The sequence below is a fragment of the Paraburkholderia silviterrae genome (assembly GCF_004353915.1).
GTDB classification, from domain to species: domain Bacteria; phylum Pseudomonadota; class Gammaproteobacteria; order Burkholderiales; family Burkholderiaceae; genus Paraburkholderia; species Paraburkholderia silviterrae.
Genome location: NZ_SMRP01000004.1, coordinates 376,212 through 395,958, shown reverse-complemented (window position 1 = coordinate 395,958; position 19,747 = coordinate 376,212). Strand labels below are relative to the sequence as shown.

16 protein-coding genes are annotated in these 19,747 nt (G+C 67.5%); 10 read left to right on the top strand and 6 right to left on the bottom strand.

All coding sequences use genetic code 11. From position 1 onward, the window contains the following. Positions 1-456 precede the first annotated feature (456 nt). The 5 genes from argS (at position 457) to EYW47_RS12070 (ending at position 6,906) form a co-directional block, all read left to right on the top strand. Positions 457-2,241 carry an arginine--tRNA ligase gene (gene argS, locus EYW47_RS12090; RefSeq protein ID WP_133195068.1) on the top strand — a complete coding sequence of 595 codons (1,785 nt, stop codon included), beginning with the start codon at positions 457-459 and terminating at the stop codon, positions 2,239-2,241. Between the two features lie 210 nt (positions 2,242-2,451). Continuing rightward, positions 2,452-3,315, top strand: a complete 864-nt coding sequence (locus EYW47_RS12085; RefSeq protein ID WP_205710058.1) for an SPOR domain-containing protein — start codon at positions 2,452-2,454, stop codon at positions 3,313-3,315. A 206-nt stretch (positions 3,316-3,521) separates the two neighbouring features. After that, complete coding sequence (locus EYW47_RS12080; RefSeq protein ID WP_133195066.1) at positions 3,522-4,160, top strand: thiol:disulfide interchange protein DsbA/DsbL; 639 nt, start codon at positions 3,522-3,524, stop codon at positions 4,158-4,160. A 14-nt stretch (positions 4,161-4,174) separates the two neighbouring features. Then, complete coding sequence (locus EYW47_RS12075; RefSeq protein WP_133195065.1) at positions 4,175-4,948, top strand: SDR family oxidoreductase; 774 nt, start codon at positions 4,175-4,177, stop codon at positions 4,946-4,948. 362 nt (positions 4,949-5,310) lie between these two features. Next, complete coding sequence (locus EYW47_RS12070; RefSeq protein ID WP_133195064.1) at positions 5,311-6,906, top strand: ABC transporter substrate-binding protein; 1,596 nt, start codon at positions 5,311-5,313, stop codon at positions 6,904-6,906. A 69-nt stretch (positions 6,907-6,975) separates the two neighbouring features. Here the strand turns inward: EYW47_RS12070 and EYW47_RS12065 are convergent, their stop codons facing one another. From EYW47_RS12065 to EYW47_RS12055, 3 genes are all read right to left on the bottom strand, one after another. After that, on the bottom strand, positions 6,976-8,121 hold the full coding sequence (locus EYW47_RS12065) for a glycosyltransferase family protein (protein ID WP_133195063.1): 1,146 nt from the start codon (positions 8,119-8,121) through the stop codon (positions 6,976-6,978). A gap of 27 nt (positions 8,122-8,148) precedes the next feature. Beyond that, positions 8,149-9,318, bottom strand: coding sequence for a hypothetical protein (locus tag EYW47_RS12060; RefSeq protein WP_133195062.1), 1,170 nt, complete (start codon positions 9,316-9,318; stop codon positions 8,149-8,151). Positions 9,319-9,431: 113 nt separating this feature from the next. Then, on the bottom strand, positions 9,432-9,611 hold the full coding sequence (locus EYW47_RS12055; protein WP_133195061.1) for a hypothetical protein: 180 nt from the start codon (positions 9,609-9,611) through the stop codon (positions 9,432-9,434). 105 nt (positions 9,612-9,716) lie between these two features. On the opposite strand from EYW47_RS12055, the gene EYW47_RS12050 reads away from it, so the two are divergent. Further along, positions 9,717-10,016 carry a hypothetical protein gene (locus tag EYW47_RS12050; protein WP_133195060.1) on the top strand — a complete coding sequence of 100 codons (300 nt, stop codon included), beginning with the start codon at positions 9,717-9,719 and terminating at the stop codon, positions 10,014-10,016. A gap of 111 nt (positions 10,017-10,127) precedes the next feature. Here the strand turns inward: EYW47_RS12050 and fabI are convergent, their stop codons facing one another. After that, positions 10,128-10,907: an enoyl-ACP reductase FabI gene (fabI, locus tag EYW47_RS12045; protein WP_133195059.1), complete on the bottom strand. Its 780-nt coding sequence runs from the start codon at positions 10,905-10,907 to the stop codon at positions 10,128-10,130. A 148-nt stretch (positions 10,908-11,055) separates the two neighbouring features. Beyond that, positions 11,056-14,019: a DUF3141 domain-containing protein gene (locus EYW47_RS12040; RefSeq protein WP_338117817.1), complete on the bottom strand. Its 2,964-nt coding sequence runs from the start codon at positions 14,017-14,019 to the stop codon at positions 11,056-11,058. A gap of 587 nt (positions 14,020-14,606) precedes the next feature. Between EYW47_RS12040 and EYW47_RS12035 the strand changes: the two genes are divergently transcribed. Together EYW47_RS12035 and EYW47_RS12030 are read left to right on the top strand one after the other, a co-directional pair. After that, positions 14,607-15,548, top strand: a complete 942-nt coding sequence (locus tag EYW47_RS12035) for a bifunctional enoyl-CoA hydratase/phosphate acetyltransferase (RefSeq protein WP_133195058.1) — start codon at positions 14,607-14,609, stop codon at positions 15,546-15,548. Positions 15,549-15,574: 26 nt separating this feature from the next. After that, on the top strand, positions 15,575-16,807 hold the full coding sequence (locus tag EYW47_RS12030; protein WP_133195130.1) for an acetate/propionate family kinase: 1,233 nt from the start codon (positions 15,575-15,577) through the stop codon (positions 16,805-16,807). Between the two features lie 106 nt (positions 16,808-16,913). Here EYW47_RS12030 and EYW47_RS12025 read toward each other — a convergent pair whose 3' ends face one another. Continuing rightward, positions 16,914-17,564: an RBBP9/YdeN family alpha/beta hydrolase gene (locus tag EYW47_RS12025; RefSeq protein ID WP_133195057.1), complete on the bottom strand. Its 651-nt coding sequence runs from the start codon at positions 17,562-17,564 to the stop codon at positions 16,914-16,916. Positions 17,565-17,786: 222 nt separating this feature from the next. Between EYW47_RS12025 and EYW47_RS12020 the strand changes: the two genes are divergently transcribed. Continuing rightward, positions 17,787-18,737, top strand: coding sequence for a 2-hydroxyacid dehydrogenase (locus tag EYW47_RS12020; RefSeq protein ID WP_133195056.1), 951 nt, complete (start codon positions 17,787-17,789; stop codon positions 18,735-18,737). A gap of 58 nt (positions 18,738-18,795) precedes the next feature. Beyond that, positions 18,796-19,722, top strand: a complete 927-nt coding sequence (locus EYW47_RS12015) for a hydroxymethylglutaryl-CoA lyase (protein ID WP_133195055.1) — start codon at positions 18,796-18,798, stop codon at positions 19,720-19,722. Positions 19,723-19,747: the final 25 nt, after the last annotated feature.

Here is a 19,747-nt window from a genome sequence, read left to right as displayed (position 1 = left end):
TTTTGAGGTCCGCTTTCAACTCTCGAACCCACTGCGCGCCGTTGCAGATCATGCTGCAACCATGACACGCGCCAGCGGGAAAGCGCGGCTGGAAAAGCTCAACCCGGCAAGGCCGTCAGCGATCTCGCACCGGCGGCACCGGCGGCACACCTTGGCGTGCGCCCTGGTCGGGCTTCTCATTGCACATATTAGCACCTGCTAAAATCCGTCTGGACGGAATTACCCGCAGGGCGCGGCGGCTTGCCGGGCGTGCAAAAAGCGGCGCCAAAAGCGGCGCCAGGCGCGATGCCGAAACGTCGCCGCCGGCCTTTGCCGCCTTGCGCGCCGAGGCGCCCGGCACCGCGCTCGCCTCGCCCCGCCGATAAAACGGCGCAACCGCACGACGGCGCGTACGCCGGCCACGCCGCCCCGGCCGCCAGCCCCGCCCCCATTACCCGCACAGGACCTGCAACAAGCATGCTGCCCGCACAGAAACTCACCCTGGAGACCTTGCTCGCCGACGCCGTTGCCCAGGTGGCCAAAGCCACCGAAGGCGCCGCCGAGGCCGCATTCGTCGTTCCCGCCATCGCGCTCGAGCGCCCGAAGGTCGCCGCGCACGGCGACGTCGCCTGCAACGTGGCGATGCAGCTCGCCAAGCCGCTGCGCGCCAATCCGCGCGCGCTCGCGACGCAGATCGTCGACGCGCTCAAGGCGCAGCCCGCCGCAGCCGGCCTGATCGCCGACGCCGAAGTGGCCGGTCCCGGCTTCATCAACCTGCGCCTCACCGCCGACGCCAAGCGTGCCGTGCTCGGCGCCGTGTTCGCCGAAGGCGCCGCGTTCGGCCGCTCGCAGCGCGAAGCCGGCAAGCACGTGCTGGTCGAGTTCGTCTCGGCCAACCCCACCGGCCCGCTGCACGTCGGCCACGGCCGCCAGGCCGCGCTCGGCGACGCCATCTCGAACGTGCTCGGCTCGCAGGGCTACGACGTGCACCGCGAGTTCTACTACAACGACGCGGGCGTGCAGATCGGCAACCTCGCGATCTCCACGCAAGCGCGCGTGCGGGGCCTGAAGCCCGGCGACGCGGGCTGGCCCGAAGCGGCCTATAACGGCGAATACATCGCCGACATCGCGCGCGACTACCTCGCGGGCGAGACCGTCGCCGCAAAGGACGGCGAGCCCGTGAAGGGCGCGCAGGATCCCGAGGACCTCGAAGCGATCCGCCGCTTCGCCGTGGCGTACCTGCGCCACGAGCAGGATCTCGACCTGCAGGCGTTCGGCGTGAAGTTCGACCGCTACTACCTCGAATCGTCGCTGTACACGGAAGGCCGCGTCGAGAAGACCGTCGAGGCGCTCATCGCCTCGGGCCAGACCTACGAGCAGGACGGCGCGCTGTGGCTCAAGACCACCGACTACGGCGACGACAAGGACCGCGTGATGCGCAAGTCCGACGGCACCTACACGTACTTCCTGCCCGACGTCGCCTATCACGTGACCAAGTGGGAGCGCGGCTTCACCAAGGTCATCAACATCCAGGGCTCGGACCACCACGGCACCATCGCGCGCGTGCGCGCGGGCCTGCAGGCGCTCGGCGTGGGCATTCCGAAGGGCTACCCCGACTACGTGCTGCACAAGATGGTCACCGTGATGCGCGACGGCCAGGAAGTGAAGATCTCCAAGCGCGCGGGCAGCTACGTGACAGTGCGCGACCTGATCGAATGGTCGGGCGGCGCGAACCCGGGCAGCGAAGTCGCGCCCGACCTGCTCGACGAAGCGACCATCCGCCGCGGACGCGACGCCGTGCGCTTTTTCCTCATCTCGCGCAAGGCCGACACCGAATTCGTGTTCGACATCGACCTCGCGCTGAAGGAAAACGACGAGAACCCGGTGTATTACGTGCAGTACGCGCATGCGCGCATCTCGTCGATTCTCGGCGACTGGCAAGGCAAGCACGGCGGCAAGCTCGCCGCGCTGCCCAAGGTCGACCTCGCGCCGCTCGATAGCGAGCGCGCGCTCGCGCTCATCGCGAAACTCGCCGAGTTCCCCGACATGCTCACGCATGCCGCCACGGAGCTCGCGCCGCACGCCGTGGCGTTCTATCTGCGCGAACTCGCGGCTGAGTTTCACTCGTTCTACAATGCCGAACGCGTTCTCGTCGACGATGCCGCTGTGCGCGACGCACGCGTCGCACTGCTCGCGGCCACGCGCCAGGTGCTCGCGAACGGCCTCGCCGTGATTGGCGTCTCGGCGCCCGAGCGGATGTAACACGATTCGCGTGTCGCACGGTGCGCCGGGCGCGCAAGCGCTCCGGCGCACTGTGCGCAAAAACACGAGGCAGCGCACGCAGCAACGAACGAAACGGCACACGAAACTGCGCACGAAAGCGCGCACGAGGCAGCACGCAAAGCAGCACGCGAAGCGACATGTTTGGGGCGCGTCCGCATGCGGATACGCGCCGTTCCAGAATTCTCTTGTTTGCAGGTGATTCAGACGATGGCAAAACCGCGCCGCACTACAAAGCAGCAGTCGAAACAGTCCGGGGGTACCTTTCTCGGTGTCGTGCTGGGCCTGATTGTCGGCCTCGCGATCGCGGTGGTCGTGGCGCTCTATATCACGCGCTCGCCCACGCCGTTCGTCTCGAAGGTCGCGCCGCCCGCCGACGCCAGCCAGAGCGAGCAGTACGATCCGAACCGTGTCCTGCAAGGCAAGACGCCGGGCCAGCCCGTGACGCCCCAGGCCGCGCAAAGCACGCCGCCGAACACGGCGCCGGGCCAGACCACGAACCAGTCGCAGTCCTCGGGCATGCTCGAAGAGCCGCAAATCGTCGAAGTGCCGCCGTCGGGCTCCGCCGACAACGGTGCGGGTAATGCGGCCAACAACGCGAACAACAACGCTGGCGCCAACAATGGCGTCGCTGTCGCGCCGAGGCCCTCGACCAACAGCAACGCAACGGCCGCCGCGCCGAAGCCGCAGACGCCTGCCGCCCCCGCGCAGCAGCTCGCCAACAATCAGCCGCAGAAGGCCCCCAACGCCATCCCGGCGCCCAGCGCGAACACCGTCAAGCCCGCGCAGCCCGGCGCGCCCACGGCCGCCGATGCCAACACCGGCTATTTCCTGCAGGTGGGCGCGTACAAGACCTCGGCGGACGCCGAGCAGCAACGCGCGCGTCTCGCCTTCCAGGGGTTCGAGTCGAAGGTGACGCAGCGTGACGCAGGCGGCATCACGTACTTCCGCGTGCGCATTGGTCCGTTTTCGAAATTCGACGACATGAACTCGACCCGCCAGCGTCTGTCTGACGCCGGGATCGACACCGCTGTCATCCGTTTCACAAAGCAGTAACCGTTGTTCGCCTCGCCTTGCGTCCCGCATGCTGCCCGCCTCGCGCGGCGGCCCGCGGGCAAAGGCCTGGCCCGCCGCGCGAGTCCGTCTACAACGCAACACGAAGACGCAACCCCAGGATGCAACACCCGCGCGAGCGCGCACACGATGCGCTCACGCATTGCCAGGCCGGACGCCGCCGGCCCCGTACATTGGAATAACACGCTATGAAACGACTTCTCGGAACCCTTTTGGTCTCGCTCTCGATGCTGGCCGGTGCGGCCCACGCCTCGCCCGCCGCGCCCGTCGCCGGCAAGGACTACACGGTCCTCCAGGCCGCACAGCCGCTCGACGTGCCCGCGGGCAAGATCGAAGTCATCGAGTTCATGTGGTATGGCTGCCCGCACTGCAACGAGTTCGACCCGCTCCTCGAAGACTGGATCAAGAAGCAAGGCCCGGACGTCGTGTTCAAGCGCGTGCCCGTGGCGTTCCGCGACGACTTCATCCCGCATTCGAAGATGCTCTACGCGCTCGATGCGCTCGGCCTTACGCAAAAGCTCACTCCGGCCATCTTCCATGAGATCCACGTGAACAAGAACTACCTGCTCACGCCGGAAGACCAGGCGAAGTTCCTCGCGACGCAGGGCGTCGATCCGAAGAAGTACATGGAAGCCTACAACTCGTTCTCGACGCAGAGCTCGCTCCAGCGCGGCAAGGCCATGGAAAGCGCATACAAGATCGAAGGTGTGCCGACCATCGCCATCCAGGGCAAGTACGAAACGGGCCCGGCCGCGACCAACAGCCTGCAGGGCACGCTCCAGGTGATGGACTTCATCATTTCGCAGATCCGCTCCAAAAAGATGTGAGTTCGCGCGCCGGTATGACACAGCCTCTGAAGGTCTTCATCACCGGCGCGTCGAGCGGCATCGGTGCCGCACTCGCCGCCGAGTACGCGCGGCGCGGCGCCATCCTCGGGCTCGTCGCGCGCCGCGCCGACGCGCTCGAAGCCTTCCGCCAGTCCCACCCGCAGCACCCCGTCTCCCTCTATTGCGCCGACGTGCGCGACGCCGATGCGCTCGCGGCCGCCGCGCGCGCCTTCATCGCCGAGCACGGCCTGCCCGACGTGGTGATCGCCAACGCCGGCGTGAGCCGTGGCGCGCTCACCGGCCACGGCGAGCTCGCCACGTTCCGCGACGTGATGGACACCAACTACTTCGGCATGGTCGCCACGTTCGAGCCGTTCGCCGAGGCGATGGCGCAGGCGAGGCGCGGCACGCTCGTGGGCATCGCGAGCGTGGCCGGCGTGCGCGGGCTGCCGGGCTCGGGCGCCTACAGCGCCTCGAAGGCGGCGGCGTTCGCGTATCTGGAGTCGCTGCGCGTCGAGATGCGGCCGTTCAAGGTGAGCGTCGTGACGATCGCGCCCGGCTACATCCGCACGCCCATGACGGCGAAGAACCCGTACCGCATGCCGTTCCTGATGGACGCCAACCGCTTCGCTGCAAAATCCGCCGACGCCATCGCGCGCGGCACGGCCTTCGCGGTATTCCCGTGGCCGATGCGCGTGGTCGCGGCGCTGCTCGGCGCCCTGCCGCGCTGGCTATACGACCGCGCGTTCGAGCGCGCCCCGCGCAAGCCGCGCACCGCCCAGCATTGATTCGCGCAGTTAGTCCGCGTGGTTAGTCCGCGTGGTTAGTCCACGTGGTTGATCCGCGCCGTTGATTCACGCCGTTGATTCACGCCGTTGATTCACGCCGTTGATTCACGCCGTTGATTCACGCAATTGATCCGCGCCGTTGATTCGCGCCGTTGATCCGCCACAGCCGATCCCCAAGGGTTGACCCTCCACCGTCGATCACCCCCCGGCGCGCAGCCCCCGCCTGCCCTCTCACGCCTTTGCCTGCCTTCGCCGCCAAGACGCGCCCGATTGCGCCCTCATATGGGTATGCCGATTATGTTGTTGTCTGCGCAATGTCCCTTCGATAAGCTTGGCCGGCTATAAGGCCAAACGGAGACCCCATGCGCTTCTTCTCGCCCGCTCCCGTGCTCGCCGCCGCGCTCGCTTGCGCGGCCATGCCCGTGCTCGCGAAACCGCTCACGGTATGCACGGAATCGAGCCCGGACGGCTTCGACGTCGTGCAGTTCAACTCGCTCGTGACCACCAACGCGTCCGCCGACGTGATCTTCAACTCGCTCGTCACCTACGACGAAGCGCAGAAAAAGGTCGTGCCCGCGCTCGCGCAGTCGTGGGACGTGAGCGCGGACGGCCTGACCTACACGTTCCATCTGCGTCCGAACGTGCAGTTCCAGACCACCGACTGGTTCAAGCCCACGCGGCCACTCGCCGCCGACGACGTGGTGTTCACCTTCGGCCGCATGCTCGACCCCGACAACCCGTGGCACAAGGTGGCGGGCGCGAGCGGCTTCCCGCACGCGCAGTCGATGGGCCTCGCGAAGCTCATCAAGTCGGTCGAGAAAGTCGACGCGAACACCGTGAAGATCGAGCTCAACGAGCCGAACGCCACCTTCTTGCCGATCCTCACGATGGGCTTCGCATCGATCTACTCGTCCGAATACGCCGACCAGTTGCTCAAGGCCGGCAAGCAGGTCGACCTGAACGCGAAGCCCGTGGGCACCGGCCCGTTCGTGCTCAAGAGCTACACGAAAGACGCCGTGATCCGCTACGACGTCAACCCCACGTACTGGGGCCCCAAGCCGAAGGTGGACCGCCTCATCTACGCGATCACGCCCGACGCCACCGTGCGCGCGCAAAAGGTGAAGGCCGGCGAATGCCAGATCGCGCTCTCGCCCAAGCCCCTGGACGTGGCCGACGCGAAGACGGACAAGGCGCTCAAGGTCGTTCAGACACCCGCATTCATGACTGCCTTCGTCGCGCTCAACACGCAGAAGAAGCCGCTCGATAACCCGAAGGTGCGCCAGGCGCTAAACATGGCGTTCGACCGCACGACCTATTTGAAGACGGTGTTCGACAACACGGCCACGCCGGCGACCAACCCGTGGCCGCCCATCACCTGGGCCTACGACAAATCGATCGAGGCGTATCCGCACGACATCGCGAAGGCGAAGCAACTGCTCGCCGAGGCGGGCGTGCCCAACGGCTTCGCGACGACGATCTGGGTGCGCCCGAACGGCAGCGTCCTGAACCCGAATCCGCGCGCGGGCGCGGAGCTGCTGCAGGCCGATTTCGCGAAGATTGGCGTGAAGGCGGAGATCAAGGTGATCGAGTGGGGCGAGCTCATCAAGGAAGCGAAGCAGGGCCAGCACGACACGCTGTTCATGGGCTGGGCCGGCGACAACGGCGACCCCGACAATTACCTCTCGCCGCTCTTTAGCTGCAATGCGGTGAAGTCGGGCATCAACTTCGCGCGCTTTTGCGACCCGCAGCTCGACAAGCTGATCGCCGACGGCAAAGAATCCGCCGACCGGGCCAAACGCACGAAGGACTACGAAGCAGCGCAGCAGATCATCCACGATCAGGCGCTGTGGATTCCGCTCGGCTACCCGACGGCCGCGGCCATCACGCGCGCGAACGTGAGCGGCTATCAGGTGAGCCCGTTCGGGCGGCAGAACTTTGGGGACGTTTCGGTGCAGTAGTCCGCGCAAGCCGAACGCTGCGCGCCGCATGCGAAAAAGGCCGGGGCATGTCCCCGGCCTTTTTTCGTCTCAAGGCAAGACCGACGTCCCCTTCACGAACCGCTTGAGCGCATCGGCGGCATGCTGCCACCACAGCATGCCCACGCGCCGACGCTCGCGCCAGGCGTGATCGTGCAGCGCCACGGCCCGCCACTGCTCCGCATGTGTGCGAAAGCGCGGCACGCCGAAGGTCTCCGGCGCCTCGTACAGGTCGAGATACGCGCGCCGGTAATGCGCGACGAGCGTGCGTTCGTCGTAGTGCGTCTCCATCCAGCGGCGCGAAGCCAGCCCGATCTCGTCGCGCAGACGCTTGTCCGCGAGCAGCCCGCGCAGCACGGGCTCCGCTTCCTCGAGCCGCACGTCCACCCAGGGCAGCTCCACCGCGCCCGTCATGGCGCGCAGTTGCGCCTCTACGCGCGCATCGAGATGCCCGATGGTGGGCTTGCCCTGCGAGAGCGATTCGAGCCCGCTCAGGTGGTAGTTGCCGGTCACGCATTCGTCGACGGCCAGCGCCGCACGCTGCTTCAGACGCAAGCACGCGTCGTGCGGCGTGTTCACGATCGTCTGCACGCGGCACAGGCCACGGCGTTCGAGACGGCGCAGCAACGCCAGCGTCTGCGGCGCGCCCTTGGTCTCCCAGCGCGTCTTCCAGGCGCTCCTGCTGCCGCTCGGCGCGTACACGACGATGGGCGGGCCGTCGTCGGCCTCGGCCTCGGGTGCGGGCAGGTAGCGCGCGTCGTGGATCGGCACGAGGTTCGGCACCACGCGCGCGAGCGGATAGTAGCGCTCCGGCCCCTGTGCGATCACGAGCTGCGGCACCGGGTCGGTGATGATGCGCGTGAGCAGGTCGGGATCGTGCCTCGCCCACAGCGCGGGCGCGGAGTGGTATTGCCGGATGAGCTTGCGCGTGCCGAAGCGGCGCGGCAGGTCGGCGCCGAAGGTCTCGTCGAACGAGAAGTGCTGGTGCAGGTGAATGACATCGGCGGCGTCGATGGCGGCTAGCGCCTCGTCGCGCTGCGTGCGCCAGTCGATATCGACCGCGAACGTGCGCGCGCCGTAGGCCGACGCGTCGAACACCACGTGGCGCGCCTCGATGTCGGTGTGCCGGTTCAGCGCCGCGACGATGTTGCCGGGGCTGCCCGCCACGGGTGTGTTCGAAATATGGACGACGCGCATGATGGTAGGGGAACGTTTGCGTGGCACTCAGGCGAGCGTGGACGTTGGCGCTCGCGCGGGAGCCAGTGTTGAGGCGGCCGCAAAGCCCGGCATGGCTTCGAGTGAAGAATCGAGTGAAGAATCGAGTGAAGAATCGAGCGAAGAATCGGGCGCGCAAGCTCGCGCGGCCTTGCACGCGCACGCGGCGCCTTGCACGAGCGTCTGCCAGCACAGCTTGGGAAAGATGTCTTCGCCGAGCGCGCTTTCCATCGAGAGGTTGCGCACGTCCACGCCGCGGCGGCCCAACAGCGCGGATGCGTGCCGAAACGACGGCTCGATGAACTCGCAGAAGTTTTCGTCGAGATAGCTCGGCTGCATGTTCGACGCCTCCTCGTAAAAGCGCGGCGTGCTCTTTGCGGCGACCAGGTCGACGCCATGCAGATACAGACGCTTGAAGCCGAGCGAGGCGAGCACCTGCAGGCCCGTATAGGCGACCGTGCGGCCGTCGAAGACGCCGTGCCGGAGGTCGAGGCTGAAGCCGAGCGGCTGCGGCGCGTCGAAGAGCGCCAGCGCCCGCGCGTCATACGTCGCGCGCAGCTCATCCATGCGCGTCGCGCGGTGGCCGGCGGGAAACAGCATGTCGTCGACGAGAAACACGCGGCAGCGGATCCGTTCGAGGCCGATGCGCTCGGCGATGTGCCAGAGCACGAGCGGCGTGGCGAACAGCGTGAGCGGCTCGCGCACGACGCGCTCGACGAGATCGGTCCGGCTGCGCACGAACCCTGTGTCGACGATGCAGTAGTAGTCGAAGCGCACACCCTGCCGCTCGGTGAGCGCGATGGCGCCGTTCACGCCGAGCACGCGCGGCATCTGCAGCGCGCGGTAATCGATGAGGTTCACGGAGGGCCCGGTGGCGATGAGGTGGCATTCCTGCCCCGCATCGTGCAGGTCGGGCGCCAGCGGCATCTGGGCGTTGACGCACGCGAGACGGTGCCCGCGTATGGACATGCCGGCGAGCCGCCCCGCTTCGTCGCGTTCGAGCGCCACCCCATGCGCGAGGCGCTCGTTGTGCCGCCACGCGCGCGAATGCGTGTAGCGGTAGAGCAGCTTGAAAAAGGTGTTGCCGGCACGCCTGACCGGCGATGTCGATGCACGCGCACCTTGCTCCGCCTCGACGACAGCACACGACGAGCGGATTGCGTTGCCTTCGGAAACCATCGCTGAACCTTGCAACGAAGCGAAGCCGAAGCCTCGCGATACGGTAAAGCGCGAGTCTATGTTTTTAACTCGTTACACAGGTTACATACTCTGCAAAACAATATTACCGATACTTACTGGCTCGCTTGCTGCACGCTCGTCCAGCGCACGTTACGCGCGCCAGAAATGCGCAACATCTTGCGTCCAGCCAGGACGCATCCGTTCTTTTCACAAAGCGGCATTGATTGGCGTTTCGCCCTGTTTTCAGGGCTTTTTCTCTTTTTGGCGATGGCACTCGACAGCGCGGCAAGCACGCACCGCCTCGTGAGACCGAGACGATTGTTGCAGTTTCGTAATTCACCGCGCCGCGGCCCGAACTAGATTGGAGGCGTCCATTCAACGAGCCAAAGGAGACTCGAATGAACGCGAAACTCATTGCCGCACTGGGTGCGGGCGCAACGATTCTCGCCGTCTCGCAGAGCGCGACGGCCGGCGTCTCCGTGGGACTCGCCGTTGGCGCACCGGTGCCGGTCTACGCGGCACCCGCTCCGGTCTATGCGGCGCCGGCCTACGTCGGCTGGCGCGACGACGACCGCCGCTGGGCCTACCACCGCTGGGAAGAACGCCGCTGGGATGAGCATCGCTGGGACGAGCATCGTTGGGGCCACGACCGCCGCTGGGGCGACCGTGATGGCGACTACGGCTATCGTCGCTGGTAAGCGGGCGCATCGAGCGTGTTGAACGCGCGAAACAGGCCGAAAAATGCGCGAATTACAGGCGCGCCTCGCCGCCTGGCGGCGAGGCGCCCGGCTTCGCGCACGAGCGCGCGCTCAAGCCATGATGTGCGCGCCGCCGTCGACATAGACCGTATTGCCGGTCAGGCGCCGCGCGTAGCGCGTCGCGAGATAGGCCGTCGCATAGCCGACGTCCATGATGTCGACCAGTTCGCCTAACGGCGCGCGCTCGACCGCGTCCGCGAGCATGCGGTCGAAATCGGGCAGCCCCGAAGCGGCACGCGTCTTGAGCGGCCCCGGCGAGATCGCATGCACGCGGATGCCGAGCGGCCCGAGCTCATAGGCGAGATAGCGGCACGATGCTTCGAGTGCCGCCTTCACCGGGCCCATCAGACTGTAGTTCGGCACGACGCGATTCGCGCCGTCATAGCTCATTGCGAAGAGCGTACCGCCGCGCGGCATGAGCGGCGCGGCGCGCTTCGCCATGCGGATGAAAGAGTGGCACGAGACATCCATCGCATAGGCGAAGCCCTGCGCCGACGATTCGAGCAAGCCACCCTGCAGATCGGCCTTCGGTGCATAGGCGATGGAATGCAGCACGATGTCGAGCGAGCCCCAGCGCTCGCGCACGGTGTCGAAGACAGCGTCGAGCTGCGCATCGTCCTCGACATCGAGCGGCAGCAGCAGCGTTGCACCGAGCTCGTTCGCGAGCGGCTCGACGTAGGGCTTAGCCTTGTCGTTGAGGTAGGTGAGCGCGAGTTCGGCGCCAAGCTCGGAGAAGGCACGCGCGCAACCATAGGCAATCGATTCGGCGTTGGCCACGCCCGTCACGAGGGCGCGCATTCCGGCGAGTGGCCGGTCCGGAAGAGTCTGCATGGTTTGCCTCGACGAAAGGGCGCGAATCGGTCCAGGATCAACGCCCTCCCGATTCGCGCCTGGGTGCGCGCACGCGCGTTTCTTATATACGACGCGCGCGGCGCGCTCTCTCAGGTTCTTTAGTTCATGTGCAACGCGATGGCCCGCGTCACTTGCCCGTCGCGGACGACGCGCGGCGCCGCGCCGCCGCCGGACGCGCAGCGCGCGTCGAAGAAGTTACGCTCGCTGCGGCGCGGGCACGCCGTGCGGGCGACGTCTTCGCCGCTGCTTTCGCTTCAGGCGCCTCTGCCTCTGCTGCAGCGGGCTTGGCTGCTTTCGTCCGTGCCGCGGCCTTTTTCGTCGCCGTTGTCTTCGTCGCCGTTGTCTTCGTCGCCGTTGTCTTCGTCGCCGTTGTCTTGGCCGTTGCCTTGGCCGCTTTCGGCGCCTTCGTGCTGGTGCGCACCGGCGCAGCTTCCTCGGCAGGTTGCACGGGCGATGCCGAAGCCTCAGCCTGCGCTGCGCCCGCCGCGTCGCCAGGCCCAGCGGCAGCGCCCGCAGCCGACCCCGCTTCCGGCTTCCCGCCAGCGTTGCCCGAACCGGCCGCACTGCCTGCGTTGCCTCCACTGCCCGCGTTGCCCGCACTGCCCGCGTTGCCGCTACCCGGCGGCGGCATCGGCTCCTTCTCGCTGCCCGGCTCGACGCCCAGCACGCGCTGGACCTCGGCGAAACGTTCGGCGCGCCCGCCCTCTAGCGGCGCATAGGCCGTCGCGACCTGATACACCACCGAAAGCAGCAGGCGGCGCGTGCGCATGTCCGGCACCAGCCCGGCAAGCGCCTCGATGGCGGCATTCGCGTCGAGCTGCACGATCGCGCCCTGGCGGCGAGCCGACTCCTTGAGCTCAGCGATGCTCGGCTGCCGATCGCCCATGTATTCGCGCGCGAGCTCGCGCATGCGCTGGAACGGGCGATACTGCACCACGTGCATCTCGTCGGCGAGGTAGGCCATGATGCGCATGAACGCGTCGACGAGCGTGCCCTTGTGCACGTGCTCGCGCGCGGCACGCAGGCGCTGCTGCGCGAGCTCCTTGCGCAACGCGGTGAGCGGCGGCGCGACCGGGTCGAGCGGCGTATTGGGCGCGACGCCCACCCACGCCTGCACCCAGGGCGCCGTGTAGACGCCGTAGAACGTGCGTTCGACCCATGCGTCGCGCGCGTCGCGCCAGGCGTCCCACGCACCTTCGATGCTCGCCGAGACCTGCTTCTCGATCAGCGTGAACGGATTGTCGGGCGCGGCGGGCAAGCGGTGCGCGCGCACCGCCTCAGCCACGGCGGGCAGCACGCCGAGCGCCGGATTCGCGTCGCTGAAGAGGCTGCGCTCCACGCGCGACGGATGCGTCTCGCGCAGCAGATGTGCCGAAAGCGCATTGCTCGACGCGCGCACGAACGGCGAGACATACAGGTCATAGAAGCGCTGATTGTTCTCCGCGATGCGGCGCACCACTTCGAACGGCTGCTCGTCGTCGCGGCCGTCGTCCAGCGCGAGAATGTCGTCGATGGTGCGGCGCTCGAAGTGGATCTGGTAGCGCCCTTCGAGCGCCTCGAGCCGCGCGGCTTGCGGCGTCGAATCGGTGATCTTCGCTTCGTAGAGGCCCGGCGGCAGCACGTCGATCAGATCGAGCGCCGAAAACAGTTCGGTGTGCTCCTTATTCGCCACGCTCGCCGAAACGAAGATGCCCAGGTGCCCCACCTTGTCGTGCAGGCAGTAGACGATCACCTGCTCGTTGGCGACGATCTCGTCCACGCTCGCGTAGAGGTCGGGGATCCAGTTCAGCGCCTGCTGCGGCGGCGTGATGTTGTCGCCCCACGAGGCGAGCACGACGATCGGCGTGCGGATGTTGCGCAGGTCCACCGGCGCGCGCGCATGCTTCGCGTAGACCTCGTTGCGCGTGAGGTGATTGCCGACGAACAGGTTCTGCACGATCCAGTCGATCTCGGCGCGGTTCAGCTGGTAGTGGCCGCCCCACCAGCGCTCGAATTCGAGAAAGCGCTCGCGCTCCGTATCGACCTTCGCGTAGAGGTTGTAGAGCTTGCCCCAAAACGTGTTCGAGGGATTGAGGTTCTCGAAGTTCGTGACGAGATGCGCGCCGTCGAAGCGGCCGTCGCCGAGATCGGCGGCGAGCGACGACATCCACGAGCCGCCCAGCATGCCGCCCGAATAGCGCATGGGGTTCTTGCCGCGCACGCCGGCCCAGTACGAAAGCGGCGAGCCCGCGAGCATGAGCGGCCCGACGAGCGAGGGCGCGGACGCCGCCACGAGCGCCGCGGCCCAGCCGCCCTGGCAGTTGCCGATTACGAAAGGCAGGCCGTCCGCGTCGGGGTGCAGCTCGCGCACCTTGCGCAGGAAGGCGATTTCCGCTTCGCCGACCGACTGGATCGTTTGCGTTTCAGTCGGCAGCGGGAAGAAGGTCACGAAGTAGCACGGATGGCCCTTGCGCAGTGCGATACCCACTTCGCTGTCCATCTTGAAGCCCGCGATGCCGGGGCCGTGCCCCGCGCGCGGATCGATCACGACGAACGGGCGCATGCGCGCGTCGGTGCTCACACCCGCCTCGGGCTTGATGCGCAGGAGCGCGTAATTGCAGGGATCCTTCAGCTCGCGGCCATCGACGATCACTTCGTAGTCGAACGCGAGCACCGGCGGCATGCCGGCCTTCTCGTGCATGTAGGTCTGGTTGCCGCGCTCGCGCAGCACGTCGAGGAACAGGACGCCGCGCTGCCAGGCGTCGAACAGGTAGTCGAACAGCGGCTGGATCGCGGCGGGCGCCGACGCAGGCAGCGCAGGGATGGCGGGCATGGACGCCGCAGCCGAGGGCTCGCGCGTCACGTTGAACGCGGCGAACGGCGCGGCCGCCGACGAGAACGCCGTGTTCAGCGCCGAACTGAACGCCGAATTGAGCGCCGAACCGAGCGACGATTGCGCGGCCCCGGCGGATTCGGCGAATGCCTCTGCCAGAGGCTGGAAAGGCTGAAAACCCTGGAGCGCCTGCAGCGGCCAGAGGGGCCAGAACGGGGAAGGGACGGAAGTCGGCGTGGAATCGGACGAGAGCGCAGGCGAGAAGGCGGATACTGCCACGAGACGAATCTCCTTTAACGGGGCGCGCGGCCAGCGCGGATGGCGAACGCGCGACGCATGGCGCGCATCGCGGGAACGGCACACGGGACGCTCGGCTGCAGCACCCGCCGTCATGAGCAACGGCGGGCCGCAGCAACAAATGGGCGAAAGCGGGCGAAAGCGGGCGAAAGCGCGGCATGAAGGCACCGGACGCTCGCGGCACGCAAGTGGCAGGCGAATGCGCGCGGCAGTCATGCTGCACTGCAGTATTCCAATCTAGGCAGGGCTGGACGCAATGTCAAGGCGGGCCGGTTCGCGCTGACGCGTTATCGCGTCATGATCGCGCGTCGGCGTGAAGCCGGCGTGACAGAAAACACGCCTGCGTGCCGCCCTTTGCCGATGCGTGGGCAATGCATTCCGAATGCTTTTGGCGGACCGCCGCGCACGGCCAGGGACGGCTGTGCACTTTGCGGTCGGCGCCTTACGCGCTGGACTACACTGTTAGCGCTTTGCGCGCCGCAGCATGACGGCATGACGGCATGAAGACGTGAAGGCGCGCCGCAGCGCACCCGTGGTTCAGCTTGCCTTGCATGGAATGGACAACCGACATGACTGCAACGCCCGACAAGTACTCTGCCCTGCTGGCCCGCTGCGCGGGCCTCGCGCCCGTGCCCACGGCAGTCGCGCATCCGTGCGATGTCTCGTCGCTCACGGGCGCGCTCGACGCCGCCAACCTCGGCCTCATCGTGCCGATCCTGGTCGGCCCCGAGGCGAAGATCCGCTCGGTGGCGCAAGAGGCCAGGCTCTCGCTCGAAAACGTCACGATCGTGGACGCGCCGCATAGCCACGCCGCAGCCGAGCGCGCCGTGCTCGCCGTGCGCGAGGGCGAGGCCGAGCTGCTCATGAAAGGCAGCCTGCATACCGACGAGCTGCTGCACGAAGTGGCCCTGGGCGCGAACGGACTGCGCACGGAGCGCCGCCTCTCGCACGTGTTCGCGATGGACGTGCCCACGTATCACAAGCCGCTCTTCATCACCGACGCCGCCGTCAACATCTTCCCGAAGCTCGCCGACAAGGCCGACATCGTGCGCAACGCCATCGATCTCGTGCAGGCGCTCGGCATCGCCACGCCCAAGGTGGCGATCCTCGCGGCGGTCGAGACAGTCTCCGAGAAGATGCCCTCGACCATCGAAGCCGCCGCGCTGTGCAAGATGGCCGACCGCGGCCAGATCACGGGCGGCCTGCTCGACGGCCCGCTCGCCTTCGACAACGCAATCAGCGCCGAGGCCGCGCGCATCAAGGGCATCGTCTCGCAGGTCGCGGGCGACCCCGACATCCTGCTGGTGCCCGACCTCGAAGCGGGCAACATGCTCGCCAAGCAGCTGACCTTTCTCGCCGGCGCGGAAGCGGCCGGCATCGTGCTCGGCGCGCGTGTGCCGATCATCCTCACGAGCCGCGCCGACACGGTGCGCGCACGCATCGGCAGTTGCGCGATCGCCGTGCTGCTCGCTCACGCGCGGCGCGCGCGCAAAACCGCGGAGGCCCTGTGACTGCAACCCCGGCTGCCCCCTCTTCCTTGGCTCACGTGCACGATGAAGGCCATATCGTGCTGGTCGTGAATGCGGGCTCGTCGAGCATCAAGTGCTCGGTGTATCGCGTCGTCGACGACCCTCGCGCAGAAGGCGGCGCGCGCGCGATTTTCGGCGCGGGCGGCCAGATCGAAGGCATCGGCGTGGCGCCGCGCGTGCTCGCGCGCATGGCCGATGGCCGCTTGATCGTCGACGAGAAGTTTCCGGTCGCACAGGTCGCCGACCACGACGCGGCGTTCCGCCTGCTGCGCCTCGTGCTCGCGGTGGGCCTGCGCGACACGCCGCCCGCCGCGATCGGCCACCGCGTGGTGCATGGCGGCGCGCACTTCAAGGACGCGGTGCTCATCGACGACAAGGTGATCGAGCAACTCGACGCGCTCACGCCGCTCGCGCCGCTGCATCAGCCGCACAATCTCGCGGCGATCCGCGCCGTGCGCACGGCCGCGCCCGAGCTGCCGCAGGTGGCCTGCTTCGACACGGCCTTTCACGCGGGCAACGACATCATGGCGCAGCTCTTCGCGCTGCCGTACCGCTATTACGAGGAAGGCATCCGCCGCTACGGCTTTCATGGCCTCTCCTACGAGTACATCGCGCGCCACCTGCACAGCGCCGCGCCCGACGTCGCACGCGGCCGCGTGGTCGTCGCGCATCTGGGCAACGGCGCGAGCCTGTGCGCGATGAAAGACGGCAAGAGCGTGGAAACGACGATGGGCCTCACCGCGCTCGACGGCCTGCCCATGGGCACGCGCTGCGGCTCGCTCGACGCGGGCGCGGTGCTGTGGATGATGGCGCACGACATGGGCCACGACGAAATCGAGAAACTGCTCTATCACGAGTCCGGCCTCAAGGGCCTCTCGGGCGTGAGCAGCGACATGCGCGAGCTGCTCGCGAGCGATAGCGAGCAGGCGAAGCTCGCCATCGACTTCTACACGTATCGCATCGCGCAGGAAGTGGGCAAGCTCGCCGTGGTGCTGGGCGGGCTCGATGCGCTGGTGTTGACGGGCGGGATCGGCGAGCATGCCGCGCCCATTCGCGCGCAGGTGTGCGAGCGGCTCGCGCCGCTCTTTGGCATCGCGCTAGACGCGGCGGCCAACGACGCCGGCAAGGAGCGCGTGAGCTCGCGCGAGAGCCGCGTGCCGGTCTTCGCGATCCGCACCGATGAGGAAGGCATGATCGCGCTGCATACGGCCCGGCTGCTGCGCGAGGCGTTGCGGAGCTGAAGCAGGCTGCGGCGCCGCATCGAACTTGCAGCGCCGCCTGCGTGCGCCCGGAGCAAGCAAACGCGAAGCGAACCTGAGTCGAGGTTTGGTGAATCTCGAGTGAGCCTCAGGCGAACTTCAAGCGATCGTTCACGCTGAACGGCATGCCGTCCGCCGCTTCGTTCGCCGTATGCGCGTCGTGCTGCGCATCGTCGCGCAAACGCCTGGGCGCTTCGCAATGCACGAGCGTATCGATGAAATATTTCGCGCGCGGCCACGGGCCGAAGCCTGCCGCTGTGTTGATGTGCCCCGCGTCGCCAAGATTCACGAATGCGCTGCCCAATTGCTGCGCGAGGCGGTGCGCGCCTTCGAGCGGCATCCACGGATCGGTCTCGCTGCCCACCAGGATCGAAGGCACAGGAAGACGCCGTGCCTCGAAGGCGCCGGCGAAGCGGAATTTTTCCGGGCTCGCGGGCGCGACGAGCAGCACGCCCGCCACATTGGCGCCAACGTGCCCCTGCTGGAGCGCATGCGCCGCCACGAGGCAGCCGAAGCTATGCGCCGCAAGCAGGAACGGCCCGCGCTCGCGCGCCAGCAGCCGCCCGAGCGCGCGGCTCCAGAGCGCCAGATCAGGGGCGTCCCAGTCGTCCTGCTCCACGCGCAGCGAGCGCGCGAACTGGCGCTCGAGCCAGCTCTGCCAATGCGCGCCTTCACTGCCGTGCAGGCCCGGCACGGTGACGAGTCTGGGCGGCCAGCGGGAAGAGGCGCACGAAAGCATGATTTTTTCCTCGCTTCGACGGGTTGTGAACGGATTGTGATCCGTCGCCTGCGCGCGCCGAACCAATTTTTTTTGCTTTGCTTTTTCACGCCCACCGGGTCTGCCGCGCCGCACCATCATGGCGCGGGCGGCGAGGAGAAAGCCCGGCGGCCTCGGGCCTGAAAAAGTAGAATGTGGCGACTCATCTCGCTCATCTCACCCTTCGCAGGGAAAAGAACCACGATGAAAATTCTGTTCTGGCTCCCGCAAGCCGACGCCTCCGCCTGGCTCCGTGGCCTCGCGCGCGCCCTGCCCGGCGCCGAGTTGCGCGAATGGCAGCCCGGCGATACGGCCCCCGCCGATTACGCCGTGGTCTGGCATCCGCCGCGCGAGCTCTTCGCGGCGCGCCAGGGCCTGCGCGCGGTCTTCAATCTGGGCGCGGGCGTCGATGCGATCCTCGCGCTCGAACGCGATCATCCGGGCACGCTGCCCCAGGACGCGCTGCTCGTGCGCCTCGAAGACTCGGGCATGGCCCCGCAGATGGCCGAATACGTGCAGCACGCGGTGCTGCGCTATCTGCGCCGCTTCGACGAATACGCACTGCAGCAGGCGCGCCGCGAATGGCACGTGCTCGCGCCGCATCCGCTCGAGACCTTCACGGTGGGCGTGCTCGGCCTGGGCGTATTGGGCGCGCAGGTCGCGCGCGCGGTGGCGTCGCTCGGCGTGCCGGTGCGCGGCTTCTCGCGCAGCGCGAAGACGCTCGACGGCATCGAGACGTTCTCGGGCGAGCTGCACGGCCCCCAATTCGACGCGTTCCTCGACGACGTGAAAGTGCTCGTGAACCTGCTGCCCGCCACGCCCGACACCGAGAACGTGCTCGACGCGCGCACCTTCGGCAAGCTCCCGCGCGGCGCGTATCTCGTGAACGTCGCGCGCGGCACGCATCTGGTGGAAGAGGACCTGGTCGAAGCGCTCGCGAACGGCACGCTCGCGGCCGCCACGCTCGACGTGTTCCGCCACGAGCCGCTCGCGCCCGATCACCCGTTCTGGCGCGAGCCGCGCATCACGATCACGCCGCACAGCTCCGCACTCACGCTGCGCGATGAAGCGATCTCGCAGGTCGCGGACAAGATCGAGGCGCTCGCGCGCGGCGAAACGGTCAGCGGTATCGTGCATACGGCACGCGGATATTGAAGCGCACGGGTTGCATCGGCGCGCATCAGGAAACCAGGAACCAAGGAAGGAGACAGACATGGCCACATTGCCCACCGCAGTCAAGATTGTCGAAGTCGGACCGCGCGACGGTCTGCAGAACGAAAAGGAATTCGTGCCCACCGCCGTGAAGATCGAGCTGATCGACCGGCTCTCGAAGGCGGGCTTTCCCAACGTCGAAGCGGCCTCGTTCGTTTCGCCGAAGTGGGTCCCGCAGATGGCCGACGGCGCCGAGGTCATGGCCGGCATCGCGCGCCGTGAAGGCGCGCTCTATTCGGTGCTCACGCCGAACCTGCGCGGCCTCGAAGGCGCGCTCGCCGCGCACGCGGACGAGATCGTGATCTTCGGCGCCGCGAGCGAGGCGTTCTCGCAGCGCAACATCAACTGCTCGATTGCGGAGAGCATCGAGCGCTTCGTCCCCGTGGCGCAAGCGGCGAAGGCCGCCGGCGTGCGCATTCGCGGCAGCGTCTCGTGCTCGTTCGGCTGCCCGTACCAGGGCGAGGTGCCGGTGGCGTCGGTGGTCGACGTGGTGCAGCGCTTCGCGGCGCTCGGCTGCGACGAGATCGATATCGCCGATACGATCGGCGTGGGCACCGCAAAGCGCGTGCACGAAGTGTTCGAGGCGGTCACGAAGGTGTTCCCGCGCGAGCGCCTCTCGGGCCACTTCCACGACACTTACGGCCAGGCGCTCGCCAACATCTACGCCGCGCTCGAGGAAGGCATCGCGATCTTTCACGCCTCGGTGGCGGGGCTCGGCGGCTGCCCGTACGCGAAGGGCGCGACCGGCAACGTCGCGACCGAAGACGTGCTGTACCTGATGAATGGGCTCGGCATTCAAACGGGCGTCGATCTCGATCAGGTCGTGGAAGCCGGCGACTTCATTTCGAAGTCGATCGGCCGCGCCAACGCCTCGCGCGCTGGCAAGGCGCTGCTCGCGAAGAAGCAGAGCGCCGCCGAGTGCGCTTGATGCCTCGGCGCGTCATATGACATTG

Excerpts from the sequence above, each read along its gene's own strand:
- EYW47_RS12050 (WP_133195060.1), top strand. The coding sequence starts at position 9,717 with ATGAACGCGAAACTCATTGCCGCACTGGGTGCGGGCGCAACGATTCTC.
- EYW47_RS12020 (WP_133195056.1), top strand. The coding sequence starts at position 17,787 with ATGAAAATTCTGTTCTGGCTCCCGCAAGCCGACGCCTCCGCCTGGCTC.
- EYW47_RS12075 (WP_133195065.1), top strand. The coding sequence starts at position 4,175 with ATGACACAGCCTCTGAAGGTCTTCATCACCGGCGCGTCGAGCGGCATC.
- EYW47_RS12065 (WP_133195063.1), bottom strand. The coding sequence starts at position 8,121 with ATGCGCGTCGTCCATATTTCGAACACACCCGTGGCGGGCAGCCCCGGC.
- EYW47_RS12070 (WP_133195064.1), top strand. The coding sequence starts at position 5,311 with ATGCGCTTCTTCTCGCCCGCTCCCGTGCTCGCCGCCGCGCTCGCTTGC.
- EYW47_RS12035 (WP_133195058.1), top strand. The coding sequence starts at position 14,607 with ATGACTGCAACGCCCGACAAGTACTCTGCCCTGCTGGCCCGCTGCGCG.
- fabI (WP_133195059.1), bottom strand. The coding sequence starts at position 10,907 with ATGCAGACTCTTCCGGACCGGCCACTCGCCGGAATGCGCGCCCTCGTG.
- EYW47_RS12060 (WP_133195062.1), bottom strand. The coding sequence starts at position 9,318 with ATGGTTTCCGAAGGCAACGCAATCCGCTCGTCGTGTGCTGTCGTCGAG.
- EYW47_RS12015 (WP_133195055.1), top strand. The coding sequence starts at position 18,796 with ATGGCCACATTGCCCACCGCAGTCAAGATTGTCGAAGTCGGACCGCGC.
- EYW47_RS12080 (WP_133195066.1), top strand. The coding sequence starts at position 3,522 with ATGAAACGACTTCTCGGAACCCTTTTGGTCTCGCTCTCGATGCTGGCC.
- argS (WP_133195068.1), top strand. The coding sequence starts at position 457 with ATGCTGCCCGCACAGAAACTCACCCTGGAGACCTTGCTCGCCGACGCC.
- EYW47_RS12025 (WP_133195057.1), bottom strand. The coding sequence starts at position 17,564 with ATGCTTTCGTGCGCCTCTTCCCGCTGGCCGCCCAGACTCGTCACCGTG.